The sequence below is a fragment of the Pseudomonas sp. W2Oct36 genome, from assembly GCF_041060465.1.
GTDB classification, from domain to species: domain Bacteria; phylum Pseudomonadota; class Gammaproteobacteria; order Pseudomonadales; family Pseudomonadaceae; genus Aquipseudomonas; species Aquipseudomonas graminis_B.
This window is the reverse complement of record NZ_JAUERW010000033.1, coordinates 1-23,400: the sequence shown is the minus strand read 5'-3', so window position 1 is coordinate 23,400 and position 23,400 is coordinate 1. Positions and strand designations below refer to the sequence as shown.

Annotated in this window: 23 protein-coding genes; 14 read left to right on the top strand and 9 right to left on the bottom strand. The window is 60.0% G+C overall.

Annotation, left to right across the window (positions count from 1 at the left end; genetic code table 11):
- Nucleotides 1-3: 3 nt before the first annotated feature.
- From QWI18_RS24960 to dksA, 4 genes are all read right to left on the bottom strand, one after another.
- The gene (locus tag QWI18_RS24960) at nucleotides 4-2,958 is read right to left on the bottom strand and encodes a sensor histidine kinase (protein WP_192135956.1); all 2,955 of its coding nucleotides are present in this window, start codon (nucleotides 2,956-2,958) and stop codon (nucleotides 4-6) included.
- Nucleotides 2,942-3,118 (bottom strand): hypothetical protein, encoded by a 177-nt coding sequence (locus QWI18_RS24955; protein ID WP_002552060.1) that lies wholly within the window; start codon nucleotides 3,116-3,118, stop codon nucleotides 2,942-2,944. The genes QWI18_RS24960 and QWI18_RS24955 overlap by 17 nt, the downstream gene beginning before the upstream one ends.
- A gap of 121 nt (nucleotides 3,119-3,239) precedes the next feature.
- Nucleotides 3,240-4,127, bottom strand: coding sequence for a tRNA glutamyl-Q(34) synthetase GluQRS (gene gluQRS, locus QWI18_RS24950; protein ID WP_369320122.1), 888 nt, complete (start codon nucleotides 4,125-4,127; stop codon nucleotides 3,240-3,242).
- A gap of 175 nt (nucleotides 4,128-4,302) precedes the next feature.
- Complete coding sequence (dksA, locus tag QWI18_RS24945) at nucleotides 4,303-4,746, bottom strand: RNA polymerase-binding protein DksA (protein ID WP_065988293.1); 444 nt, start codon at nucleotides 4,744-4,746, stop codon at nucleotides 4,303-4,305.
- 351 nt (nucleotides 4,747-5,097) lie between these two features.
- On the opposite strand from dksA, the gene QWI18_RS24940 reads away from it, so the two are divergent.
- Both QWI18_RS24940 and sfsA read left to right on the top strand, forming a co-directional pair.
- Nucleotides 5,098-6,270 carry a pyridoxal phosphate-dependent aminotransferase gene (locus QWI18_RS24940; RefSeq protein ID WP_369320121.1) on the top strand — a complete coding sequence of 391 codons (1,173 nt, stop codon included), beginning with the start codon at nucleotides 5,098-5,100 and terminating at the stop codon, nucleotides 6,268-6,270.
- On the top strand, nucleotides 6,270-7,013 hold the full coding sequence (gene sfsA / locus QWI18_RS24935; protein ID WP_065988291.1) for a DNA/RNA nuclease SfsA: 744 nt from the start codon (nucleotides 6,270-6,272) through the stop codon (nucleotides 7,011-7,013). Before QWI18_RS24940 ends, sfsA begins: the two co-directional genes overlap by 1 nt.
- Here the strand turns inward: sfsA and QWI18_RS24930 are convergent.
- Nucleotides 6,991-7,320 carry a Rieske 2Fe-2S domain-containing protein gene (locus QWI18_RS24930; RefSeq protein WP_065988468.1) on the bottom strand — a complete coding sequence of 110 codons (330 nt, stop codon included), beginning with the start codon at nucleotides 7,318-7,320 and terminating at the stop codon, nucleotides 6,991-6,993. The genes sfsA and QWI18_RS24930 overlap by 23 nt on opposite strands.
- 212 nt (nucleotides 7,321-7,532) lie before the next feature.
- Here QWI18_RS24930 and QWI18_RS24925 point away from each other — a divergent pair, with 212 nt between their 5' ends.
- The 3 genes from QWI18_RS24925 (at nucleotide 7,533) to deoC (ending at nucleotide 10,248) form a co-directional block, all read left to right on the top strand.
- Nucleotides 7,533-8,516 (top strand): FecCD family ABC transporter permease, encoded by a 984-nt coding sequence (locus QWI18_RS24925; protein ID WP_369320125.1) that lies wholly within the window; start codon nucleotides 7,533-7,535, stop codon nucleotides 8,514-8,516.
- Entirely contained in the window at nucleotides 8,516-9,283 is a 768-nt protein-coding gene (locus QWI18_RS24920; protein ID WP_065988289.1) for a heme ABC transporter ATP-binding protein, read from the top strand. Before QWI18_RS24925 ends, QWI18_RS24920 begins: the two co-directional genes overlap by 1 nt.
- Nucleotides 9,284-9,471: 188 nt before the next feature.
- Nucleotides 9,472-10,248, top strand: a complete 777-nt coding sequence (gene deoC, locus QWI18_RS24915; protein ID WP_192135962.1) for a deoxyribose-phosphate aldolase — start codon at nucleotides 9,472-9,474, stop codon at nucleotides 10,246-10,248.
- 181 nt (nucleotides 10,249-10,429) lie between these two features.
- Here the strand turns inward: deoC and QWI18_RS24910 are convergent, their stop codons facing one another.
- The 3 genes from QWI18_RS24910 to QWI18_RS24900 all read right to left on the bottom strand — a co-directional run bounded on the left by QWI18_RS24910 (nucleotide 10,430) and on the right by QWI18_RS24900 (nucleotide 12,927).
- Nucleotides 10,430-10,717: a TfoX/Sxy family protein gene (locus tag QWI18_RS24910; protein WP_369320120.1), complete on the bottom strand. Its 288-nt coding sequence runs from the start codon at nucleotides 10,715-10,717 to the stop codon at nucleotides 10,430-10,432.
- 227 nt (nucleotides 10,718-10,944) lie between these two features.
- Complete coding sequence (locus QWI18_RS24905) at nucleotides 10,945-11,289, bottom strand: pentapeptide repeat-containing protein (RefSeq protein ID WP_369320119.1); 345 nt, start codon at nucleotides 11,287-11,289, stop codon at nucleotides 10,945-10,947.
- A 102-nt stretch (nucleotides 11,290-11,391) separates the two neighbouring features.
- Nucleotides 11,392-12,927: a bifunctional aminoglycoside phosphotransferase/ATP-binding protein gene (locus QWI18_RS24900; RefSeq protein ID WP_369320118.1), complete on the bottom strand. Its 1,536-nt coding sequence runs from the start codon at nucleotides 12,925-12,927 to the stop codon at nucleotides 11,392-11,394.
- Nucleotides 12,928-13,060: 133 nt separating this feature from the next.
- Here QWI18_RS24900 and mrcB point away from each other — a divergent pair, with 133 nt between their 5' ends.
- The 3 genes from mrcB to QWI18_RS24885 are packed head-to-tail and all read left to right on the top strand — an operon-like array spanning nucleotide 13,061 to nucleotide 16,476.
- The gene (gene mrcB, locus QWI18_RS24895) at nucleotides 13,061-15,382 is read left to right on the top strand and encodes a penicillin-binding protein 1B (protein WP_369320117.1); all 2,322 of its coding nucleotides are present in this window, start codon (nucleotides 13,061-13,063) and stop codon (nucleotides 15,380-15,382) included.
- A 31-nt stretch (nucleotides 15,383-15,413) separates the two neighbouring features.
- On the top strand, nucleotides 15,414-16,154 hold the full coding sequence (locus QWI18_RS24890) for a tetratricopeptide repeat protein (RefSeq protein ID WP_369320116.1): 741 nt from the start codon (nucleotides 15,414-15,416) through the stop codon (nucleotides 16,152-16,154).
- Nucleotides 16,147-16,476, top strand: coding sequence for a YqcC family protein (locus tag QWI18_RS24885; protein WP_065988283.1), 330 nt, complete (start codon nucleotides 16,147-16,149; stop codon nucleotides 16,474-16,476). The genes QWI18_RS24890 and QWI18_RS24885 overlap by 8 nt, the downstream gene beginning before the upstream one ends.
- A gap of 3 nt (nucleotides 16,477-16,479) precedes the next feature.
- Here the strand turns inward: QWI18_RS24885 and QWI18_RS24880 are convergent, their stop codons facing one another.
- Nucleotides 16,480-16,908 carry a DUF4124 domain-containing protein gene (locus tag QWI18_RS24880; RefSeq protein ID WP_369320115.1) on the bottom strand — a complete coding sequence of 143 codons (429 nt, stop codon included), beginning with the start codon at nucleotides 16,906-16,908 and terminating at the stop codon, nucleotides 16,480-16,482.
- Nucleotides 16,909-17,318: 410 nt separating this feature from the next.
- On the opposite strand from QWI18_RS24880, the gene QWI18_RS24875 reads away from it, so the two are divergent.
- The 6 genes from QWI18_RS24875 to msrQ all read left to right on the top strand — a co-directional run bounded on the left by QWI18_RS24875 (nucleotide 17,319) and on the right by msrQ (nucleotide 23,301).
- The gene (locus QWI18_RS24875; RefSeq protein ID WP_192135969.1) at nucleotides 17,319-19,043 is read left to right on the top strand and encodes an acetolactate synthase 3 large subunit; all 1,725 of its coding nucleotides are present in this window, start codon (nucleotides 17,319-17,321) and stop codon (nucleotides 19,041-19,043) included.
- Nucleotides 19,044-19,045: 2 nt separating this feature from the next.
- Nucleotides 19,046-19,537 (top strand): acetolactate synthase small subunit, encoded by a 492-nt coding sequence (ilvN, locus tag QWI18_RS24870; RefSeq protein WP_065988281.1) that lies wholly within the window; start codon nucleotides 19,046-19,048, stop codon nucleotides 19,535-19,537.
- Nucleotides 19,538-19,583: 46 nt separating this feature from the next.
- Nucleotides 19,584-20,600 carry a ketol-acid reductoisomerase gene (gene ilvC / locus QWI18_RS24865; protein ID WP_065988280.1) on the top strand — a complete coding sequence of 339 codons (1,017 nt, stop codon included), beginning with the start codon at nucleotides 19,584-19,586 and terminating at the stop codon, nucleotides 20,598-20,600.
- Between the two features lie 147 nt (nucleotides 20,601-20,747).
- The gene (gene pssA, locus QWI18_RS24860) at nucleotides 20,748-21,596 is read left to right on the top strand and encodes a CDP-diacylglycerol--serine O-phosphatidyltransferase (protein WP_065988279.1); all 849 of its coding nucleotides are present in this window, start codon (nucleotides 20,748-20,750) and stop codon (nucleotides 21,594-21,596) included.
- A 71-nt stretch (nucleotides 21,597-21,667) separates the two neighbouring features.
- Nucleotides 21,668-22,681 (top strand): protein-methionine-sulfoxide reductase catalytic subunit MsrP, encoded by a 1,014-nt coding sequence (gene msrP / locus QWI18_RS24855; RefSeq protein WP_065988278.1) that lies wholly within the window; start codon nucleotides 21,668-21,670, stop codon nucleotides 22,679-22,681.
- Complete coding sequence (gene msrQ / locus QWI18_RS24850) at nucleotides 22,681-23,301, top strand: protein-methionine-sulfoxide reductase heme-binding subunit MsrQ (protein ID WP_296306036.1); 621 nt, start codon at nucleotides 22,681-22,683, stop codon at nucleotides 23,299-23,301. Before msrP ends, msrQ begins: the two co-directional genes overlap by 1 nt.
- The last annotated feature ends 99 nt before the right edge of the window (nucleotides 23,302-23,400 follow it).

Genomic DNA, 23,400 nt, shown 5'->3' with positions numbered 1-23,400 from the left:
GTCTCAGTTCACGGCGGACGTCGCTTCGACATGTCGCGGTAAGGTCACCCTAATCCGGGTTCCGCGTTGGTGCTCGGGGTCAGCCGGGCTGTCGATGGTGATTTGTCCATAATGCTCTTCAACGATGGAATAGACCAGCGCGAGGCCCAGTCCTGTTCCTTCGCCCGGATCCTTGGTGGTGAAGAAAGGTTCGAACAAGCGGTCCATGATGGCTTTCGGAATGCCGCTGCCTTCGTCTTCGACGATCAGATCGACCGTGTGTTCGGAGGCCTCGCTTTTCACGCGCACTGCACTGCCGGCGGGTGATGCGTCGCGGGCGTTGGACAGCAGATTGATCAACACCTGTGCGAGACGTTGTGGGTCACCGTCCACCCAGTGGTTGGGGTTGCACAGGTTATAGAACTGCACTTCGAAATTGCGCCGGTTCAGCGCCAGCAGACCAATGGCATCCTGCGCCACCTCCGCCAGGCACACGGGCTCGTCGGCGTGTTGATGTCCACCGGCGTGGGCGAAGCTCATCAGTGACTGCACGATGCGGGAGACGCGCTTGGTCTGTTCGATGATCTGGCTGCTGATTTCCGTCAGCTCACTGTCTTCTTCGCGTTCTTCGCGCAGGTTCTGCGCCAGGCAGGCGATGCCGGTGATCGGGTTGCCGATTTCGTGGGCAACGCCGGCAGCCAGTCGACCAATGCTCGCAAGCCGCTCGGAGTGCACGAGTTTGTCCTCGAGCATCTGGGTATCGGTCAGGTCTTCCACCAGAATCACCAGCCCGCTGTTACCCGGCGCGAGCGGCTCGTCGATGGCCGCCTTGTGCAGGTTGAGCCAGCGAGTCTGACCGTCGAGGCCCAGGCGCTGCTTGTGCAAGTGTTCGTCAGGAACGTTGATGAAACCCAGCAGCAGCTGCTTCCAGGGATCGACGATGGTCTCGAGCCGTGACCCGACGACGCGCTGAGCGCCGATGCCGGTCAGCTCTTCCATGGCCTTGTTCCACATCAGGATCTCCTGATCCTTGGCCAGGGAGCACACACCCATCGGCAGTTCTTGCAGGGTCTGGCGGTGATAACGGCGCAGGGCGTCGAGTTCTGCCGCCAGGCCGGTGAGGCGGGAGTGGTAATCCTCGAGGCGGCTTTCGATGAAGTGGATGTCCTCGGTGACGTAGTTCTCACTGCCGGATTTGTACGGCAGAAACGTCTCGACCATGTCCTGCGCAACACTCGGCCCCATCAGCCCGGAGAGATTGGCCTCGATACGGTCGCGCAAACGCCGCAGCGCATATGGGCGGCGCTCGTCGAATGGCAGATAAAGATCCCGCAGCGCCTGTTCGACCTCCTTCTGCGCAGCCTTCGCGCCCAGGGGTTTGGCCAGTTGGGTGGCGAACTCCTGGGGGGAGGCGGCGTGCAGTTCGCGACGCTGTGGGCGGCGAACGTTGTCTACCGCGCAGGCCTCGGCCGCACTTGCCTCTTCGGGGCTGGGATTGCTGAACAGTGAAATCAGGGTGAACACCAGCACGTTGGCCGCCAGAGAAGCGATGGCCGCCATGTGCCAGCTGGTGTCATCCAGCACGTAAATCATGTTCAGCAGCGGGATGTAGAACCCCTGGAAGTCGCCGATCAGCGGCAGCAACATGCTGATGGTCCAGACCGCGATGCCTGCGATCAGCCCCGCCATGAAACCGCGTCGGTTGGCGGCCGGCCAGTACAGCACCGACAGCACACCGGGTAGAAATTGCAATGTTGCCACGAAGGCGACGATGCCCAGATTCGCCAGATTCTGCTTGGCGCCGAGCAACAGATAGAAGCCAAAGCCGGCCATGATGATCGCGACAATCAGGCCGCGCCGTGTCCACTTCAGCCAGCGATAGATATTGCCTTCGGCTGGCGGCTGGTAAAGCGGCAGCACCAGGTGGTTCAGCGCCATGCCGGACAACGCCAGCGTGGTGACGATGATCAGTCCGCTCGCTGCGGAAAGTCCCCCGATATAGCCGAGCAACGCCAAGGTCTTGCTGTGCGCGGCGATGCCAATGCCCAGGGTGAAATATTCAGGGCTGGTGGTGGCGCCCAGTTTCAACCCCGCCCACAGCACCAGGGGTACCGCCAGACTCATCAGCAGCAGAAACAGGGGCAGACCCCAACTGGCGCTGACCAGCGAGCGGGGGTTGAGGTTTTCAGTGAAGGTCATGTGATACATGTGCGGCATCACGATGGCTGAGGCGAAGAACACCAGCAGCAGCGTCCGCCATGGGCCTTCCTGCAGGGGTGTGTGCAACGCCGCCAGTGCGCTCTGGTTTTGCAGCAGCCATTGCTCCAGGCTCTGCGGTCCATCGAACACGCCGTACAGGGCGTACAGACCGATGCCGCCGATGGCGACCAGTTTGATGACCGACTCGAAGGCGATGGCGAACACCAGCCCTTCGTGTTTTTCCCGGGTGGCGATGTGACGCGAGCCGAAGAAGATGGTGAACAGCGTGATGAGCGCGCAGAACGCAAAGGCCACGTAGTTGCGCACCGGTTCCCGGGTGAGAATGCCGATGGAGTCGGCCACGGCCTGGATTTGCAGTGCCAGCAATGGCAAGACGCCGATCAGCATGAAGATGGTCGTCAGCGCGCCCGCCCAAGTGCTGCGAAAGCGGAACGCAAACAGATCAGCCAGTGATGAGAGCTGGTAGGTACGGGTGATCTTGAGAATGGGGTAAAGCAGGACGGGGGCGAGCAGGAAAGCGCCGGACACCCCCAGGTAACTCGACAGAAAACCGTAGCCGTATTCGTAAGCCAGCCCCACCGTGCCGTAAAACGCCCACGCACTGGCGTAGACGCCAAGTGACAGCGTGTAGGTCAACGGGTGACGAATGATCCAGCGCGGGATCAGGCCACGTTCACTGACCCAGGCAACGCCGAATAGCAACGTCAGGTAGGCGGCACTGACCAGAATCATCTGGGTCAGGCTAAAGCTCATCGGCATCTCGTTGGCTCTGCAGAATGAAGGTCACGACGATCAGGATCAGCCACAGCATGTAGGGTCTGTACCAGGCGCCCGTGGCGTCGATCCACCAGTCCATGATGGCGGGGGAGAACAGATAGATGCCCACCACCAGCAGCAGGACCAATCGATAAATGTACATTTGGCCTCCCAGGTTGACTGACCAGACGATGACGGAGCGGCATGGTAACGGATGGCGATGGGGCTGCAAGCGACGTTTCCGCCAGCTTTGTGCTCCCTCAACATGAATCGGTGGCGCGAGCTCAGTCTATTCGAGCTTCCTCGATAGCACCTAGGCGGGGTATCGAATCGGCGTTCCAGTGGGCAACGGCCCAATCCAGTACCTCTCGGGGTGTAGCGTCGTCCAGTTCAGCCGGCGTCTTTTGCCCCAGGGCACGTAGACCCCTGAGCAGCAACGGCGTGGCCTGGTCCGGCGGCAGTGGCGGCGATCGGTAGGACTTACCCAGCTTATGGCCATCGGGCTGGGTGATCAGCGGTACATGAAGGTAGCGCGGTTGCGGCAGGCCCAGCAGTTCTTGCAGGTACAGCTGACGTGGCGTGGAATCGAGCAGATCTGCGCCGCGTACGATGTCGGTCACTCCTTGCCAGCCGTCGTCGAGGACAACCGCCAGTTGGTAGGCGTAAAACCCGTCCCGGCGACGAATGATGAAATCTCCCGAATCGCGCCCCAGATGTTGACGAAACTCCCCCTGCACCCGGTCTTCGAAACGGTATTCCAGCTCAGGCACCCGAATCCGGATGGCCGCATCCTCGGGTGGGTGGCCCGCATTACGGCAAAAACCCGGATAAATGCCGTTGTAGCCTTCCAGTTGCTTGCGCGAACAGGTGCACGCGTAAGCGAGGCCCTGGCTGAACCACCGATGGATGATTGCCTGGTAAGCCTCGTGCCGGTCGCTTTGCCTGACCAGTTCGCCGTCCCATTCGAATCCGTAGGCTTCGAGGGTGTGGAGTATTCCTGCCTGGGCACCCGGGACCTCGCGGGGAGGGTCGAGATCTTCCATGCGCATCAGCCATTTTCCACCGACCGAGCGGGCGTCGAGATAGGAGGCCAGGGCTGCTACCAGAGAACCGAAGTGCAGATAACCGCTGGGGGTTGGCGCAAAGCGCCCTATATAAGAAGGGGTTTTCATGGGCGCTGATGGTACTGGAAATAAAACGTACGAAATACCGGAGGACATGTCATGGCGTGTGGGAAAGCGCTACGCCCCGGTAGGGCGCTTTCCAGCCCACGCCGTCGGGTGCCCGGTCGGTCTTGAGACAAACGAAAAAGGACGCCGAGGCGTCCTTTTTACTGGATCAACAGGATCATTTACCGACCTGTTTTTCCTTGATTTCAGCGAGACTTTTGCAGTCAACGCACATATCGGCCGTTGGGCGGGCTTCAAGGCGCTTGATACCGATCTCGACGCCGCACGATTCGCACCAGCCGTATTCCTTGTCCTGAATCAGCTGCAGCGTCTTGTCGATCTTCTTGATCAACTTGCGCTCACGATCACGGGCGCGCAGTTCCAGTGCGAATTCTTCTTCCTGGCTTGCACGGTCGGCAGGGTCAGGGAAGTTAGCCGCCTCGTCCTTCATGTGAACAACCGTGCGGTCAACTTCTACCATCAACTCCTGTTTCCACTTGGACAGGATCTTGGTGAAGTGCTTGCGCATGGGGTCGCCCATGTATTCCTCACCCTTCGTCGCAACGTAAGGTTCGAAACCACTGATTGCCGGGGTGCTCTTTTGCTTTTCTTCGGTGGGCATGAACGGACCGCCTCTCACTCTTCTAAGCCATTACACAGGTTAAGATCCATCGCCGACACCTGCCGGCCCTGCGGCTGCAAGCGGGCGAACTTACCAGATCGAATCGGAGCGCGCTACTCCCGGTTGTCGAGGATGGCCTGCAACACGCACGTGGACTATGACCACAGGCTGAGCCCCCGGTTTTATCTATTTTGCAGCGCGTCGAGTTTAGTCCCTGCGCCCGCAAGCCCCGGGTTTTCCGGACTGTCGGCTGCAAGTCACTGCCGTCAAGGCGGATAAACGCTGTAGCCCACTCGGGCGGATGAGTAGAATCGGCCACTTGTCTCGCCACCCCTCACCAAAGGAAGGCCCATGCCACAGCCCTACAGTGCGCGCAGCCGCGCCATAGAACCCTTTCATGTCATGGCGCTGCTGGCGCGGGCGAATGAACTGCAAGCGGCGGGGCATGACGTTATCCACCTGGAGATCGGCGAGCCGGATTTCACCACGGCCGAGCCGATCATCAAGGCCGGTCAGGCGGCGTTGGCCGCTGGCAAGACCCGTTACACGGCGGCCCGTGGTCTGCCGGAATTGCGCGAGGCGATCGCGGGCTTTTACGCGCAGCGTTACGGCGTGAGTGTCGATCCGGGCCGGATCCTGATTACGCCGGGCGGTTCCGGTGCGTTGCTGCTGGCGGCGAGTCTGCTGGTCGATCCCGGCAAACACTGGCTCCTGGCCGATCCGGGTTACCCGTGCAACCGGCATTTTCTGCGCCTGGTGGAGGGCGCCGCGCAGTTGGTGCCCGTGGGCCCGGACGTGCGTTATCAACTGACGGGCGATCTGGTCGCCCAATACTGGAACGAGGACAGCGTCGGTGCGCTGTTGGCTTCCCCGGCCAACCCGACCGGGACCTTGCTGCACCGGGACGAACTCGCCGCGCTTTCGGCGTCGCTCAAGGCGCGGGATGGCCACCTCGTGGTTGACGAGATCTATCACGGTCTGACCTACGGCACCGACGCGAGCAGCGTGCTGGAAGTCGACAACGATGCCTTCGTGCTGAATAGTTTTTCCAAGTATTTCGGCATGACCGGTTGGCGACTCGGTTGGCTGGTTGCGCCCGACGCGGCGGTCGGTGATCTGGAAAAGCTGGCGCAGAATCTTTACATCAGCGCGCCGAGCATGGCGCAAAGTGCGGCACTTGCCTGTTTCGAGCCACAGACCCTGGAGATCCTCGAGCAACGTCGTGCGGAGTTCGCCCGACGTCGCGACTTCCTGCTTCCGGCGCTGCGCGAACTGGGCTTTACCATTGCCGTGGAGCCCGAGGGCGCCTTCTATCTATACGCAGACATCAGCGCGTTCGGCGGCGACGCGTTCGCGTTCTGCCATCACTTCCTGGAAACCGAGCACGTGGCGTTCACACCCGGGCTGGATTTCGGTCGGTACCGCGCCGGCCACCACGTGCGCTTCGCCTACACCCAAAGCCTGCCTCGCCTTCAGGAAGCGGTCGAGCGTATAGGCCGTGGTCTTCGGAGCTGGCAAGGCTGATGCGTTTCTCTCCTCCCCTTGAAGAAGGCCGGCTGATTCAGCGCTACAAGCGTTTCCTCGCCGACATCGAAACCGCCAGCGGCGAACTGCTGACGATTCACTGCCCCAACACGGGCTCCATGTTCAATTGCATGATGCCGGGGGGCCGCGTCTGGTTCAGCAGGTCCAATGACCCCAAGCGCAAGTTGCCGGGCACCTGGGAAATCACCGAAACCCCACAGGGTCGGCTCGCCTGCGTTAACACTGCGCGCGCCAACAGGCTGGTGGAAGAAGCACTTCTGGCCGGCGTAATCACGGAATTGGCGGGGTTTACGGCGCTCAAGCGCGAAGTTGCCTACGGTCAGGAAAACAGCCGCGTCGACTTCCGGCTGGATTATCCAGAGGGCCCGCTGTACCTGGAAGTCAAAAGCGTGACGTTGGGCTTTGATGACAGCCGTGTCGCTGCGTTTCCCGACGCGGTCACTCAACGCGGCGCGAAGCACCTGCGCGAACTGGCGGCCCTGGCCCGGGAAGGCGTGCGTGCGGTGTTGCTGTATTGCGTGAACCTGACAGGCATTGATGCCGTGCGGCCCGCTGCCGAAATCGACGCGGCCTATGCTGCTGCCTTACTTGACGCAAATGCGGCGGGGGTTGAAGTCCTTGCGTATGGCGTGGCGCTCACCCCTGACGAGGTGCGCATTGATCGGCGTCTTGAGATTCACCTCACCCAGACGCGCCCGCTCAGTCCGCTGCCACCGGGTTGATCCAGATGCCCTGAGCGTCCTCGTCGCAGGCGATAGCCCTGAGGGACTTGCCCTCGCAGGGGCCGGCTACACACTCGCCGCTTTCGATGAGGAACAGGGCACCGTGAGTGGCGCACTGGATCAGACTGGCGCTGGCATCGAGAAACTCATCGGCCTGCCATTCCAGCGCCACCCCGCGATGGGGGCACCGATTGGCGTACACATACACTTGACCCGCTCGCCGGACGGCTAGAATCCTGAGTTCATCAACCTCGAACCCGAGGCTTTTGCCTTCCATCAGCGCAGCGCTGTCGCACAGGTATTTCAGCATGGTCTCCTTGGCGCTTGACGCTCAAATGCAAATAATCATCAAATTCCTGGCCCTGGCAGGCTGCGCATTCTGCCAGCAGTCGAACCCGCCAGTCGATGAACGAAATCCAGCCAGTCGCGCCTTGAGGTGATCGACTGCGCCTTCCTTTATAGGGGACGCACCTTTTTATGCGCTTCACCTCTCAACTGATCGCGCTGAGCCTGGCCTGTTTGCTGGCGATGTGGGCGTCCCTCGCGCTCGGGCCTGTCAGCCTGCCGATGATGGATACTTTGCGCGCGGTTCTTCATCTGATGGGCATGCCCTTGGCGGAGGACAACTTGCAGCAGGCGGAGCTGATCGTGGGCCAGATCCGCCTGCCCCGTACGTTGCTCGGGCTGGCGGTGGGGGCTGTGCTGGCCTTGTCGGGCGTGGCGATGCAGGCTTTGTTTCGCAATCCCCTCGCCGACCCCGGTCTGGTCGGGGTTTCCAGTGGCGCGGCATTGGGCGCGGCGGTGGCCATCGTTGCCGGAGCATCGCTGGGCGGTTTACCTGAGCCGTTCCAGCCGTATTTGCTGTCAGTCTGCGCATTTGCCGGTGGGCTTGGCGTGACCGCAATCGTCCATCAGCTGGGACGCCGCGACGGCCGAACCAGCGTCAGCACCATGCTGCTGGCGGGTGTAGCGATGACGGCGCTGGCCGGCTCAGTCATCGGCCTGCTCACGTATATGGCCGACGACGCCAGTCTGCGGACGCTGACGTTCTGGAATCTGGGCACACTTAATGGTGCCAGTTACGCCCGGCTCTGGCCTCTTTTGCTGGTTTGCGTGGCGGTGATCCTCTGGCTGCCGCGCCGAGCCAAGGCGCTCAACGCGCTTCTGCTTGGAGAATCGGAAGCGCGCCATCTGGGCATCGAGGTCGAACGCCTCAAGCGTGAGCTGATTCTGTGCATCGCCCTTGGCGTCGGGGCTGCCGTCGCAGCGGCGGGGCTGATCGGCTTCATCGGTCTGATCGTGCCGCACCTGGTGCGACTGCTGAGCGGGCCGGACCACCGCGTTGTCCTTCCCGCCTCAGCGCTGGCAGGGGCAACACTGCTGCTCGTCGCAGACATCTTCGCCCGATTGGTGATGGCGCCGGCGGAGCTGCCAATCGGAATCGTTACTGTGTTCCTTGGCGCGCCGTTTTTTCTTTTCCTGCTGGTTCGAGGCCGTCGCTGATGTTGATCGCTAATGACCTCGGCATCGTGCGCGATGGCAAGCAGGTGGTCGCCAACATCGACTTGGCGTTGGCGCCCGGTCAGATGCTCGGCGTGCTGGGCCCCAATGGGGCCGGCAAAAGTTCGCTGATGGCTGCCCTGTGCGGCGAGCTTGCCCCGACTCACGGTCACGTGGTGCTGGACGACATTCCCCTGAATCAATGGCGCGGCCACGAACGGGCGCGTCGGCTGGCGGTACTGCCGCAGAGCTCGACATTGGATTTCGCGTTCAAGGTCGAGGAAGTGGTTGCGATGGGCCGCTTGCCCCATGACAGCGGTCAGCAATGTGACGGAGAGATCATCCAGCACGCCCTTGCGGCGGCCGATGGGCTTCACCTGCTCGGTCGCAGCTATCTGACGCTGTCGGGCGGCGAGCGTCAGCGGGTTCACCTGGCACGGGTGCTGGCGCAGGTGTGGCCGGGCGAGGAGGGCCAGATTCTCTTGCTGGACGAGCCCACGTCGGCGCTCGACCCGCTGCATCAGCACACCACGCTGTTGGCCGTTCGTGCCTTCGCCGACCGTGGCGGCGCGGTGATGGTGATCCTGCATGACTTGAACCTGGCAGCCCGTTACTGCGATCAGCTGTTGCTGCTGGCGCAAGGGCGCGCACATCTATCCGGCACACCAGAGCACGTGCTCACGCCTGAGGCGCTGAAGTCGGTGTTCGGTCTGGATGTTCTGGTGCAGCCTCATCCCGAGCGTGGGCATCCGCTGGTGATCGCTCGCTGAATGGGCTCGTGTCGATGTGCATCAGCTGCCTTTACCGATGCAGCAGCCCGTTTCCATTGCCTGTGCGGGCAATGTCCTTCGGACAATTCCTTTAATCACGTAGGCCTGCTCTTTTGCGTCTTTGTGACCGTTCAGGCACAGCCGTTCTCGATTATCGTCGCCTCAAGCCAAGGTATCGAGGATGTGTAATGAACGACTTAAACGAAGCGATTGACGTGCATGCGGTCGATGCGTCATTGGCGCAACTGGCTATAGGCCTGATGGAATTGGCTTCGTTGAATGCCGATGACACGCCGGAAAAGATCATTGCGTTGTGTCATCGAGCCCTGACACCTGTGGGGCATGTTGCCGCCGTCTGTGTAATGCCCCGATTCGCAGGACTGGCGCGGCGCACCCTCGACAGCCTGCATGCGCGGGAGGTCAGCGTCGTGGCCGCGGTTAACTTTCCGAGCGGTTCGCCTTCTGTCAGCTCGGCCGAGTCGGAAACCCAGGCGGCAATTCTCGCGGGTGCCGACGAAATCGATCTGGTCTATCCCTTCCATGCGCTGCTTGGCGGGGACAGACAGATTGGCGCGGACATCATTAACGCCTGTAAAGCCAGATGCGGTCGTGCTGCATTGACCGTCACGCTGGAAACCGGCGTGCTGCGTGATCCGCAGGTCATTCACGGCGCAAGCTGTGTTGCAATTCAGGAGGGCGCCAACTTTCTGAAAACCAGTACGGGGAAACAGGTCCTCAACGCGACACCCCAGGCCAGCCGGATTTTGATTGCGGCCATCGCCGAGTCAGGCGCGCATGTGGGCATCAACGTCTCCGGGAATGTACGGACGCTCAAGGAAGCGCGGGTTCACATGGATCTGGTCAAGGCACGATTCGGCCCACGCTGGCTTGAGCAGGGGAGACTGCGGCTCGGGGCGACCAGCCTGCTGGATGATTTGTTGGGCCACTTGGGAGTAGGGGCCTGAATCCCGGGCAAAAAAAGACCCGGCAAAGAGCCGGGTCAAAAACCGTGATTAGCCTGATGAGGAGATAATCTGAGAGTCCGAACCAAGGAGCCTTTCAGGTTATCGACCAGTCTCGCGACCGGATGTGATAATCATAGTGATTCTCATTTGTAAGTCAACAGTGTTCTGCAGACTATTTTACTTATGGAATGTGGCGTTCCCGGATTAGCCCAGAACTGGCGTTCTTCAGTTCAGTGTCGATGGAATCTTTGTGCGCCTGGGGCAGCTCGGCCCAAGGGCGATCTGACAACGCGCCTTCCAGTGAGTAGAGCAGCGCTTTGGAGGCCCGGAATCCCCTGACCTGAACGGCCCGGTAGGCCTGAATTGCGCCGAGTCGCCGCAGATCAGCAATCGTGTGAATACCCGCAGCGTGAAGCCATTGAACCGAGGTCCTCCCCAGGTTCTTCATGCCCAACAATTCGTCATCCATGTGCAAACCCATCCTGTGGTTCCATGTAATAACTTCTCCATAGGCTCGACATAAACTGAAAAGGCGAGCCATGTCGCTTAGCGTAGACGACGCCGAATCAATCTGCAGAGTGTTACCACTCGAACGCGGCGTACGCCGCCGAACGGTAGGATCAGGTTGGATTGGATAAGCAGGCGAGGGCAGGCCCGACATGGCGGCGCATGCAGGGCGAGAGGTTAGAGCGAGGCTTAGCGGGTGCGATAGCGCAGGCGAGTACCGAAATTGACTGACATAAGGATCTCGTCAGCACTCAGCTCTGGCGGGAAGTACGCCCCGGATATCTGTGCATGGGCGATGCTTGCACCTTCAAGTAGGCTCGTCCGGAAGTCAACGCCGCGCAAGTCCGCCGACCTGAAGTAAGCATCAGTGAAGTCGATGCGGTCGGCGTCGATCTCACGCAGATCCAGGCCGCGGAAATCGCCTCCAGACAGATCAACAGGGCCCTGCTTAGGGCGCTCGAGGTTGAAGGCGGTCACATCGTCTTTTCGCAACAGTGCGAACAGAGGCGAGTCGAGCTGTTTGGGCTGGTTCATTTGACGTCTCCATTGTTGGTATTCTGACGCCACTATAATGCCACCTACGTCGAGCCGTGAAGCGTTATCCATCACGACTCGACCGCTGGCGGATGCGGGCTATCAGAGCCCCGGCAGATGCTGACGAATGTCGGCGACCAGCTTGTCCAGATCACCACTGACGTTGGTCTCGACGTGGCGGCTGCGCAATATTTCATCAGCGGTCAGCGCCTCGCGACTGGCCAGCTGCGCTTCAATGACTTCCATGGTTGCGTCCGAAGGATCATCATTTTGTGCCCGACGTTGCGCCAGCCAACCCTCGATAACCGCTTTTGGCGCGGCGCAGTCAACGATCAGAAAAGGAACGCCCATTGCCTCGGCAATCTGCGCAGTCGCCTGACGCTGCGGGAGCTTCAAATAGGTTGCATCGATGATCACCGGCAAGCCTGCGCGGAGCACGACACCCGCCAGCTCATTCAGACGCTGATAAGTAGCCGCGCTGACGTCGGCGGAATACAGATCTTCATGGTCGGCGAATGCACGCTTGCGCTCGACATCTGAACGCAGACGGATCGCCCCCAGCGCTTCGACCAGGCGCATCGCAACCTGACTTTTGCCGACCGCGGAAACGCCATGGGTGATGGCCAGAAAATTCGACGGAATCGCGCTATAGCTCTCGGCCAGGTTGGCGTAATTGCGATACTGGCGCAGTGTCGCGGCCCGTTGCACCTGATCGGCGTCGGCATTCAGGCTAAACAGCGCCACTTTGGCGCGGACCAGTGCCCGGTAGGCCTTGTAGAAATTGAGAAGCTGAAGTCCCGCATAGTCGCCGGTCAGTTCGAGGTACTGACTGACGAATCGACGGGAAAGGCTTTTCAGGCCGCGATCCTCAAGGTCCATGGCCAGGAAGCCTATGTCGGCATAGACGTCTGTCATGCGGAAGGGCTCGTTGAACTCGATGCAGTCGAAAATCACCACCTTGCCATCGATCAGCGTTGCATTGCCCAAGTGGATGTCGCCATGGCACTCGCGGACAAATCCGTCGAGCTTGCGCTGGTTCATCAATGGCTTGAGGCGCTCGAAACTGCTGTTCGCCCATGCCTCCAGCGCTTCAAGTTGGATGAGGTCAGACTTTTCGCTGAGGAAGGGCAGAATCTGCTCAAAATTTTGCGTGACCGGCGCCATTGCGCTGTCGGCGCTGCCGAGGGGGTTTTCCATCGGCACCTTGGGCGATTTGAGATGAAACTCGGCGATCTGCCGGGCCATGTCGTCGATGTGCGCGGTGGTCAACTCGCCTTTGGCTTGCAAGGTGCTGAGCAAGCCGTCCTGCGGAAACTGGCGCATTTTCAGCACGTACTCGATCGCTTCGCCTTCACCATTCAGCTGAGGAGCGTCGATGCTGCCGGTAACAGGCAGCACTTCCAGGTACAGATCGTCCGTCAGGCGCTGGTTCAGCATCAGCTCCTGCTCACAGAAATGCTGGCGCGCCGGCAGGTGGGTGAAGTCCAGAAAACCGAAATTGACCGGCTTCTTCATCTTGTAGACGTACTGGCCGGTGAGGAGCACCCAGGAAATATGCGTCTCGATGACCTGAAACTGTTCGACCGGGTGAGGAAACAGGGCGGGGTTTTGCAGCGCGGCTATCAGTGTCTGGCTCACGGACGATCCTTGAAAGGTGATAAGGCGAGAGAGAAGTAGCGAAAGGCGGCCATTATGGCCGCTGGAGCCATTGCTGCAAACCGCTTAAAGGGCGGTCTGTCGGGGGCTTTGAAAGTGCGTATAATCCGCCGCCATGACCCGATCCCGCACCCCGAAAAAATCCCCCAAACCCACCAACAGCCGCCTGCGCAGCCTGTTGGGCTGGGCCCTGAAACTCAGTCTTGTCGGGCTGGTGATCCTTGGCTGCTTCGCCGTTTACCTGGATTCCATCGTCCAGGAAAAATTCTCCGGCAAGCGCTGGACCATTCCGGCCAAGGTCTATGCACGGCCACTGGAGCTGTTCGTCGGCCAGAAGCTTTCACGCGATGACTTCCTTCTGGAACTCGATGCGCTGGGCTATCGTCGTGAAGGTGTGGCCAACGGGCCGGGCGCTGCCGCGGTCAACGGCAACACTGTCGATCTCAACACCCGCGGCTTCCAGTTCTATGAAGGCGCTGATCCGGCTCAGCAGATCCATGTGCGCTTCTCCGGCGATTACGTCGCGGAACTGAGCGCCGCCAATGGCGCCAAGCTTGCTGTCGCGCGGCTTGAGCCCCTGATGATCGGCGGCTTGTATCCGAAGAATCTCGAAGACCGGATTCTGATCAAGCTCGATCAGGCGCCGCCTTATTTGCTCGACACGCTCGTCACCGTCGAAGATCGGGATTTCTACCATCACTTCGGCGTATCGCCGAAGGGGATCCTGCGAGCTTTCTGGATCAACGCTTCCGCTGGCCAGATGCGCCAGGGCGGATCGACGCTGACTCAGCAACTGGTCAAGAACTTCTACCTGACCAACGAGCGCAGCATCACCCGCAAGCTGACCGAAGCGATGATGGCAGTTCTGCTGGAGATTCATTACAGCAAGCAGGAGATTCTCGAGGCCTACCTCAACGAAGTGTTCGTGGGGCAGGACGGCCAGCGCGCGGTCCACGGCTTTGGTCTGGCGAGTCAGTATTTCTTCAGTCAGCCGCTGTCGGAGTTGAAGCTGCATCAGGTCGCCTTGCTGGTCGGTCTGGTCAAGGGGCCTTCGTATTACAACCCGCGCCGCAATCCCGAGCGTGCGCTGGAGCGTCGCAATCTGGTCCTCGATCTGCTTGAACAACAGGGTGTCGCCACCCCCGAAGTGGTTGCGGCTGCGAAGAAGATGCCGCTTGGCGTGAGCAAAGTCGGATCGCTGGCCGACAGCTCGTTCCCGGACTTCCTCGATCTGGTCAAACGTCAACTGCGTCAGGACTACCGCGACGAGGATTTGACCGAAGAGGGCCTGCGGATCTTCACCAGTTTCGACCCTATTCTGCAGATGAAATCCGAAGCTGCCGTGCGCGAAAGCTTCGCCAAGATTTCCGGCCGCAAAGGCGCGGACGAGATGGAAACGGCCATGGTCGTGACCAATCCGGAGACCGGCGAAGTCCAGGCGCTGATCGGCAGCCGCCAGGCAGGCTTCGCGGGTTTCAACCGGGCGCTGGATGCCGTTCGGCCGATCGGGTCGTTGGTCAAGCCGGCCATCTATCTGACCGCTCTCGAGCGTCCGCAGCAGTACTCGCTGACCAGCTGGATTCCCGACGAGCCTTTTCAGGTGAAAGGCGCCGACGGCCAGATCTGGAAACCGCAGAACTACGATCACAAAGCCCACGGCAACATTTTCCTGTATCAGGGCCTGGCGCATTCCTACAACCTGTCCAGCGCTAAGCTGGGTCTGGACCTGGGCATTCCGAATGTCTTCAAAACCCTGACCGAGCTGGGCGTCACTCGCGAGTGGCCGGCGTTCCCGTCGATGCTCCTGGGGGCTGGCGCGCTGACGCCGATCGAAGTGGCGACGATGTACCAGACCATCGCCAGCGGCGGCTTCAACACGCCGTTGCGCGGGATTCGCAGCGTACTGACCGCCGAAGGGGAGCCGCTCAAGCGCTATCCGTTCCAGATTCAGCAACGTTTCGACCCGGGTTCGATCTATTTGCTGCAGAACGCCATGCAGCGGGTGATGCGCGAGGGTACGGGTAAATCGGTGTACAACGTGCTGCCGAGCACCCTGAATCTGGCGGGCAAGTCAGGCACCACCAACGACTCGCGCGACAGCTGGTTTGCCGGCTTCAGCCAGGACTTGCTGGCGATCGTCTGGATGGGCCGCGACGACAACGGCAAGACGCCGTTCACTGGGGCCACCGGCGCACTGCAGATCTGGACCAGCTTCATGAAGAAAGCCGATCCGCTGCCGCTGGACATGGCGATGCCTGATAACGTCGTGCAGGCCTGGGTCAATGCCAGTACCGGCGAAGGCACCGACGCCAGCTGCCCGAACGCCGTACAGATGCCGTATATTCGCGGCAGTGAGCCGCAACCCGGCCCGACCTGCGGTGGGGCAGCAGCGCCTGCCGATTCGGTGATGGACTGGGTCAAGGGCTGGTTGAACTAAGCCTGGTTGAATTAAGCAAAGAGGATGTGACGTGGACAAGTGGTGGATTCCGGCTGTAACGGCTCTGGCTTTGCTCAACGGTTGCGCGTCCCAGACGCGCAGTGCGATTCCGGTGGTCGATTCAGGGTCACGCGTTTCAAACGGCGAGCGCGTTTCGTCTACTCGCAGCAACACCTATCGCGCGCCGGTACAGGCACCCGCGCAGTCGCAGACGATTCAGGAAGATTCTGGTGTCACGGTCATGGTACCCGGCGGCGCCAACGCCAGTGGTGCGCCTATTTCGACGTTCGTGCCACCCGCTACGGCGCCGATCAGCACTGCGCCGGTTAATCAGGCCCCAGTGAACAATACGTACACACCGCCGCCAGCGACCAGCAATACCTACAGCATGCCGGCCTCGGCGCCGACTGGCATTCCGTCTGCGTCCAGCGGCGGGTTGTCAGAAGACGAGCAACTGGATGGGCCGGTGCTGGCGTTGCTCACCACCGCTCAGCAGCAGCAGTCCGGTGGCGATCTCAACGGCGCATCATCGAGCCTTGAGCGTGCTCAACGTGTTGCCCCCCGTGAGCCCCAGGTCCTCTACCGTCTGGCGCAAGTGCGTCTGGCCCAGGGCGATGCGCCTCAGGCTGAGCAATTGGCCCGTCGTGCTCTGACCTACGCCAACGGTCGCGCGAGCCTTCAAGCCAGTCTTTGGGGCCTGATTGCCCAATCGCGGGAAAAGCAGGGTGACGCCGCCGGTGCAGCGTTGGCGCGGCAGAAAGCCAATGGATAAACGCTTTCCGAAAATCGCTGACCAGTTGCTGTTGATCGAGCGCGAATTGCGAGTCCTGGGATGGTGGAAGGAAGTGCCGCCCAGCGACGAGTCGCTGTCAAGCCGTGAACCCTTCTGCGTCGACACGCTGGATTTTGATCAGTGGCTGCAATGGATCTTCCTGCCACGCATGAAGATCATCCTTGAGCAGGATATGCCGTTGCCCACGGCATCCGGCATTCTGGAAATGGCGGAGATGGTATACGCCAGCCGTATCCGCGAAGCACGCAACTTGCTGGCGCTGCTGAAAGACTTCGACCGGTTGATTACCGAGGCGGTCTGACCCTCAGTTGCATTGATCGTCGAGGTACTGCTTGACCTCGACGATGCGGGCCTGCCGCTCTTCTTCCGTGAACCGCCTGAAATCGCCATTCACCTCCTGTCGTACCCGAGGGTTGTTCTGCAGTTGGGCAAGGTTGGTTCGCTGTTCGTCGCACGCTTCTTTGCGCTTGGCTTCCTGAGCGGCAACCTGTTTTCTGACCTTGGCATCGACCGCCTCCTGCTCCCGTGCTCCCTCCTGGTTCTGCGGCGGCGGGGCAGGTGGGGCGGAGACGGGGCTCCCTGTATTGATTTCCTGTGCTGTCTGCCCGGCAGGCGGCTGGGCGTCGAAATGCGTGACGCCCTGAGCGTCCACCCATTTGTATATCTGCGCGGCCTGGCCGACCGCCGGGGCGACGGCCAGTGTCAGCGTCGCTGCAAGAATCATCCAGCGCATTCCCGGTTCCTTACTTCTGTGGCAATGGCCGGAAACCTATCACAAGCGGCGCGCTGCGACCTCATTCGGTGCCTTTTGGCGGGCAGTGGACGAAGAAAGCGCATCGATGACTTGACTTGAGAGGGGCGAATCCGAACAATCCAAAGTTCGCTGTAGAGGGACTGCCAGAAGCAGACCGTCTCGGTAGATCATGAGGCGCACACCCGCGCCGACCCGTAACACCCGCAACGCGTTACCTCGCGCTGGGTGGGAAGACCCCGAAACACTTAAGGGGCGATCCCAATACTTGCTCAGTCAGTGCTGACGTAGTCGGCGACCACCGTCGCTCATGCTCTGCTTTGCAGTAAACCTATTAAGACCCGTCTCCTCGCTTGTGTGGACGGTATTCTGGCGTTTTAGAGGTGAACAACGTGGAGCTTTTATCTGGCGCTGAAATGGTCGTCCGCTTTTTGCGTGACGAAGGCGTAGAGCACATCTACGGGTACCCTGGCGGTGCCCTCCTGCATATATACGACGCGCTGTTCAAAGAACCGGCTGTGAGCCATATCCTTGTTCGTCACGAACAGGCCGCGACTCACATGGCTGACGGTTACGCCCGCGCCACCGGCAAGGCAGGCGTTGTGCTGGTGACTTCGGGGCCCGGCGCAACCAATGCCATCACCGGTATCGCGACCGCCTACATGGATTCGATTCCAATGGTGGTGCTGTCCGGTCAGGTCCCGAGCAACATGGTCGGTACCGACGCGTTCCAGGAAACCGACATGATCGGTATCTCCCGGCCAATCGTGAAGCACAGCTTCATGATCAAACACCCGTCGGAGATCCCGGAAGTCCTGAAGAAGGCGTTCTACCTGGCCCAATCCGGTCGTCCTGGTCCTGTCGTCGTCGATATCCCGAAAGACATGACCAACCCGGCAGAGAAGTTCGAATACATCTTCCCCAAGAAAGCCAAGCTGCGCTCCTACAGCCCGGCGGTCCGCGGCCATTCCGGCCAGATCCGCAAGGCCGTGGAAATGCTGGTCGCGGCCAAGCGCCCGGTCATCTACGCAGGCGGCGGCGTGATCATGGGCAACGGTTCGGCGCCATTGACCGAACTGGCGCAGCAATTGAACGCTCCGGTCACCAACACGTTGATGGGCCTGGGTGCTTATCCAGGCACCGATCGCCAGTTCGTCGGCATGCTGGGGATGCATGGCAGCTACACCGCCAACCTGGCGATGCACCACGCCGATGTGATTCTTGCGGTGGGCGCGCGGTTCGACGATCGCGTGATCAACGGGCCGGCGAAATTCTGCCCGAACGCCAAAATCATTCACGTCGACATCGACCCGGCGTCCATCTCCAAGACCATCAAGGCCGACGTGCCAATCGTCGGGCCGGTCGAGAGCGTGCTGACCGAGATGGTTGCGACCCTCAAAGAGCTCGCCGAAACCCCTAACAAGGAGTCGGTCGCGACGTGGTGGAAGCAGATCGAAGAATGGCGCGCCGGCGGTGACCTGTTCCCTTACAACCGTGGCGACGGAAGCGTCATCAAGCCGCAGACTGTGATCGAGACGCTGTGCGAAGTGACCAAAGGCGATGCCTACGTCACCTCCGATGTGGGGCAGCACCAGATGTTCGCGGCTCAGTACTACCGCTTCAACAAACCCAATCGCTGGATCAACTCCGGCGGTCTCGGCACCATGGGCTTCGGCCTGCCGGCCGCGATGGGTGTTGCGCTGAGTTTCCCGAATGACAATGTCGCCTGCGTCACCGGCGAAGGCAGCATTCAGATGAACATTCAGGAGCTGTCGACCTGTCTGCAGTACAACCTGCCGGTGAAGATCATCCTGCTCAACAACGGCGTGCTCGGCATGGTCCGTCAGTGGCAGGACATGAGCTACAGCGGTCGTCACTCGCATTCCTACATGGAGTCGCTGCCTGACTTCGTGAAGCTGGTCGAGGCTTACGGGCACGTCGGCATGCGCATCACCGATCTCAAGGACCTGAAGCCGAAGATGGAAGAAGCGTTCGCCATGAAAGATCGGCTGGTGTTCCTCGATATCAAGGTCGATGTCGGCGAGCACGTCTATCCGATGCAGATCAGAGACGGGTCCATGCGTGACATGTGGCTGAGCAAGACGGAGCGGACATAACCATGCGCCACATCATTTCGCTATTGCTGGAAAACGAACCGGGTGCGCTGTCTCGTGTGGTCGGCCTGTTTTCGCAGCGCAACTACAACATCGAAAGCCTGACAGTGGCGCCAACCGAGGACCCGACCCTGTCGCGTCTGACGCTGACCACCGTTGGCCAAGATGAAGTGATCGAGCAAATCACCAAGAACCTCAACAAGCTGGTCGAAGTGGTCAAGCTGGTCGACCTGTCAGAAAGCGCCCACATCGAGCGCGAGCTGATGCTGATCAAGGTGAAAGCCACTGGCGCCCAGCGTGCCGAGATCAAGCGCACCACCGACATTTTCCGCGGCCAGATCGTCGACGTCTCCAGCAGCGTCTATACCGTGCAGTTGACCGGGACAAGCGACAAGCTGGACAGCTTCATCCAGGCGATTGGCACAACTGCCATTCTGGAAACCGTACGAAGCGGCGTCACGGGCATTGCCCGCGGCGACAAAGTGCTGAGCATCTAACCTAATTTTGCAAATGGCCTTGCGGCCAAGTTATCAGGGGAATTTCATGAAAGTTTATTACGACAAAGACTGCGACCTTTCGATCATCCAGGGCAAAAAAGTTGCCATCATCGGTTACGGTTCTCAGGGCCACGCTCAAGCGTGCAACCTGAAAGACTCCGGCGTTGATGTCACTGTTGGCCTGCGCAAGGGTTCGGGTACTGTCGCCAAAGCTGAAGCTCACGGCCTGAAAGTGACTGACGTGGCTTCCGCCGTCGCCGCTGCAGACCTGGTCATGATCCTGACCCCGGACGAATTCCAGTCCCAGCTGTACAAGAACGAAATCGAGCCGAACATCAAGAAGGGCGCAACACTGGCCTTCTCCCACGGCTTCGCGATCCACTACAACCAGGTTGTTCCTCGTGCCGATCTCGACGTGATCATGATCGCGCCAAAAGCACCAGGCCACACCGTGCGTACCGAGTTTGTCAAAGGCGGTGGCATCCCTGACCTGATCGCCGTTTACCAGGACGCCTCGGGCAACGCCAAGAACGTCGCTCTGTCGTACGCGTCGGGTGTTGGCGGCGGCCGTACCGGTATCATCGAAACCACCTTCAAGGACGAAACCGAAACCGACCTGTTCGGCGAGCAAGCCGTTCTGTGTGGCGGTACCGTTGAACTGGTCAAAGCCGGTTTCGAGACCCTGGTTGAAGCCGGTTATGCGCCGGAAATGGCTTACTTCGAGTGCCTGCACGAACTGAAGCTGATCGTCGACCTCATGTACGAAGGCGGCATCGCCAACATGAACTACTCGATCTCCAACAACGCTGAATACGGCGAGTACGTTACCGGCCCGGAAGTCATCAATGCCGAATCCCGTCAGGCCATGCGCAACGCTCTGAAGCGCATTCAGGACGGCGAGTACGCCAAGATGTTCATCGCCGAGGGCGCCAGCGGCTACCCGTCGATGACCGCCAAGCGTCGTAACAACAAGGCGCACGGCCTGGAAATCATCGGTGAGCAACTGCGCTCGATGATGCCTTGGATCGCGAAGAACAAGATCGTCGACCAAGCCAAGAACTAAGATCCCGATCAGGTTCCTGCAGGAAAAAACGCGGCCCTCGGGTCGCGTTTTTTCGTTATGGGGGCTCATCTGGTATAAAGCTGCATCGTTTGTCGGCCCAAGGGCCACAAGCATTTGTCGAAATTCTTCAGCTGCAAGGTATTGTCCATGAGCGAACGTCCCGAAGAGCCGAACAAGGCTGCTGACGCCGAAAGCCTGCTACCGATTGATGAACACATTGAAGAGGGTCACGACGACGAGGGGCGCCAGGTGCGCCATCGCGGGATATACCTGCTACCCAATCTGTTCACCACTGCGAACCTGTTCGCCGGCTTCTACGCAATCATCAGCGCCATGAGTGCGCAGAGTGCATTGAGCGCGGGTGATCAGGCGAGCGCGAGCAAATACTTCGCGTTCTCCGCCATCGCCATCTTCGTTGCCATGGTCCTGGATGGTCTGGACGGCCGTGTTGCGCGGATGACAAACACCCAGAGCGCATTCGGCGCAGAGTACGACTCGTTGTCCGATATGGTCGCTTTTGGCGTGGCGCCGGCGCTGTTGGCGTTTGGCTGGGCGCTGGGTGACATGGGCAAGGTCGGCTGGATGGTCGCCTTCATCTATGTGGCGGGGGCAGCGTTGCGTCTGGCCCGGTTCAACACCCAGGTGGGCAAGGCGGACAAGCGTTACTTCATTGGCCTGGCAAGTCCTGCCGCCGCAGGGGTCGTCGCGGGCACCGTCTGGGCGTTCAGCGATTACGGCATCCAGGGTTCGAAACTGTCGTTTCTGGTTGCACTATTGGTCGCGGCAGCGGGCATGCTGATGGTCAGCAACATCAAGTACAACAGCTTCAAAGAGCTGGATCTGAAAGGGCGGGTGCCGTTTGTTGCGATTCTGGCCGTCGTTTTGGTATTCGCTGTGGTGTTCAGTGATCCGCCGCGCATTCTGCTGCTAATTTTCCTTGGATATGCAGCTTCCGGTCCTATCCAGTACCTGCTGCGTCTACGTCGCCAGAGGTAGTTCGCCGACCGTTATTTCCCGCATACTCCGCCGCTATAGATGCTTCATTTCTCCATAGCTGCGGAGTCATCATGCTGATCAAGATCCCCTCTACGTCCGATTGCAAAGAGTCGGATGTCACACCCGAATCCTTTTATCTCTCGCGTCGCGCATTGCTCGGAAGCAGTCTTGCGGGGCTCGCCGTCAGCGCAATGCCTCGCTGGGCGCAAGCCGAAGAAGCCTCGCGCTATACCGACGTCGAAGCCGGCGCTGCCCCTGACTGGTTCAAAGGCAAGTTACCTTCAACGAAGTGGCAAGCCGTTACCGTCAAGGACGAGACGATTACGCCGTTCAAGGACGCGACCCACTACAACAACTTCTACGAGTTCGGCACCGACAAGGGTGATCCCGCGCAAAACGCCGGCTCGCTGAAAACCGAACCGTGGAGCGTCGTCATTGACGGGGAGGTGGCCAAGCCTGGCCGCTACGCACTCGAAGACTTCATGAAGCCCTATCAGCTGGAAGAGCGTATCTATCGTCTGCGCTGCGTAGAAGCGTGGTCGATGGTGATTCCATGGCTGGGCTTCCCGATCTCCGAGCTGCTCAAGCAGGTTGAACCGACGGCGAATGCCAAATACATCCGGTTTGAAACGCTGCAGGACCCGAAGACCATGCCCGGCCAGCGCTCCGGCTTTGCGTTGATCGACTGGCCTTATGTAGAAGGGCTTCGTCTGGATGAGGCGATGAACCCGCTCGCGATTCTGGCGGTGGGCATGTATGGAAGGGAACTGCCCAATCAGAACGGCGCGCCGTTGCGTCTGGTGGTGCCTTGGAAATATGGCTTTAAAAGCGTGAAGTCCATCGTGCGCATCAGTCTGACAAGCGAGCAACCGAAGACGACCTGGCAAAGCATTGCGGCAAGCGAGTACGGTTTCTATGCCAATGTGAACCCGACGGTTGATCATCCACGCTGGACCCAGGCACGCGAGCGGCGTCTGCCCAGCGGGCTGTTCAGCCCGAATATTCGCCAGACCGAGATGTTTAACGGGTACGGGGAGCAGGTTGCTTCTCTTTATACAGGCCTGGACCTACGGAAAAACTATTGATGCGTTTCATCTACTGGCGTGTGTCGGTGTTCGTCGCAGCGGCTTTGGTCCCCCTGTATTGGCTCTACCAGGCGTGGATTTTTGCTTTGGGGCCTGATCCTGGAAAGGTACTAGTTGATCGCTTGGGCTTGGGGACGTTGATCCTGCTTTTGATTACGCTGGCGATGACCCCATTGCAGCGCACGACGGGCTGGCCCGGATGGATCGCCGTTCGCCGGCAGCTGGGGCTGTGGTGTTTCACGTATGTGTCTCTGCACATGCTGGGTTATGGCTTTTTTATCCTGGGCTTTGACTGGGCGCAGTTGGGCGTAGAACTGGTCAAACGGCCCTACATTATTGTCGGGGCGCTGGGTTTCCTGGGGCTGTTGTCGCTGGCGGTCACGTCCAACCGCTATAGCCAGCGCCGTTTGGGAATGCGCTGGAAGAAACTTCATCGGCTCAGTTACCTGATTTTAGGCCTGGGTTTGCTGCATATGCTGTGGATCGTGCGGGCGGATCTGAAGGAGTGGGCTGTCTATGCAACGATTGGCGCGTTGCTTCTGGTGCTGCGGATCCCCGCAATTGCTCAGCGTATACAGCGTCGCCGGGTTAAGAGCAGCAGTGTTCCCACTAAAGTTTAAATAAGTGCTTGACGCCCCTCTGGATCTGTCTATAATTCGCCCCACTTCCGGCGCAGACGAAACGGAAAACTCCTTGATAATCAAAGGGTTGGACGAAGT

What these genes read in the sequence shown, in the direction of transcription:
- deoC (WP_192135962.1), top strand. Translation starts at nt 9,472, where the DNA reads ATGAACGACTTAAACGAAGCGATTGACGTGCATGCGGTCGATGCGTCA.
- pssA (WP_065988279.1), top strand. Translation starts at nt 20,748, where the DNA reads ATGAGCGAACGTCCCGAAGAGCCGAACAAGGCTGCTGACGCCGAAAGC.
- msrP (WP_065988278.1), top strand. Translation starts at nt 21,668, where the DNA reads ATGCTGATCAAGATCCCCTCTACGTCCGATTGCAAAGAGTCGGATGTC.
- dksA (WP_065988293.1), bottom strand. Translation starts at nt 4,746, where the DNA reads ATGCCCACCGAAGAAAAGCAAAAGAGCACCCCGGCAATCAGTGGTTTC.
- QWI18_RS24920 (WP_065988289.1), top strand. Translation starts at nt 8,516, where the DNA reads ATGTTGATCGCTAATGACCTCGGCATCGTGCGCGATGGCAAGCAGGTG.
- QWI18_RS24880 (WP_369320115.1), bottom strand. Translation starts at nt 16,908, where the DNA reads ATGCGCTGGATGATTCTTGCAGCGACGCTGACACTGGCCGTCGCCCCG.
- QWI18_RS24910 (WP_369320120.1), bottom strand. Translation starts at nt 10,717, where the DNA reads ATGGATGACGAATTGTTGGGCATGAAGAACCTGGGGAGGACCTCGGTT.
- ilvN (WP_065988281.1), top strand. Translation starts at nt 19,046, where the DNA reads ATGCGCCACATCATTTCGCTATTGCTGGAAAACGAACCGGGTGCGCTG.
- ilvC (WP_065988280.1), top strand. Translation starts at nt 19,584, where the DNA reads ATGAAAGTTTATTACGACAAAGACTGCGACCTTTCGATCATCCAGGGC.
- mrcB (WP_369320117.1), top strand. Translation starts at nt 13,061, where the DNA reads ATGACCCGATCCCGCACCCCGAAAAAATCCCCCAAACCCACCAACAGC.
- QWI18_RS24940 (WP_369320121.1), top strand. Translation starts at nt 5,098, where the DNA reads ATGCCACAGCCCTACAGTGCGCGCAGCCGCGCCATAGAACCCTTTCAT.
- gluQRS (WP_369320122.1), bottom strand. Translation starts at nt 4,127, where the DNA reads ATGAAAACCCCTTCTTATATAGGGCGCTTTGCGCCAACCCCCAGCGGT.
- QWI18_RS24885 (WP_065988283.1), top strand. Translation starts at nt 16,147, where the DNA reads ATGGATAAACGCTTTCCGAAAATCGCTGACCAGTTGCTGTTGATCGAG.
- QWI18_RS24955 (WP_002552060.1), bottom strand. Translation starts at nt 3,118, where the DNA reads ATGTACATTTATCGATTGGTCCTGCTGCTGGTGGTGGGCATCTATCTG.
- msrQ (WP_296306036.1), top strand. Translation starts at nt 22,681, where the DNA reads ATGCGTTTCATCTACTGGCGTGTGTCGGTGTTCGTCGCAGCGGCTTTG.
- sfsA (WP_065988291.1), top strand. Translation starts at nt 6,270, where the DNA reads ATGCGTTTCTCTCCTCCCCTTGAAGAAGGCCGGCTGATTCAGCGCTAC.
- QWI18_RS24960 (WP_192135956.1), bottom strand. Translation starts at nt 2,958, where the DNA reads ATGCCGATGAGCTTTAGCCTGACCCAGATGATTCTGGTCAGTGCCGCC.
- QWI18_RS24905 (WP_369320119.1), bottom strand. Translation starts at nt 11,289, where the DNA reads ATGAACCAGCCCAAACAGCTCGACTCGCCTCTGTTCGCACTGTTGCGA.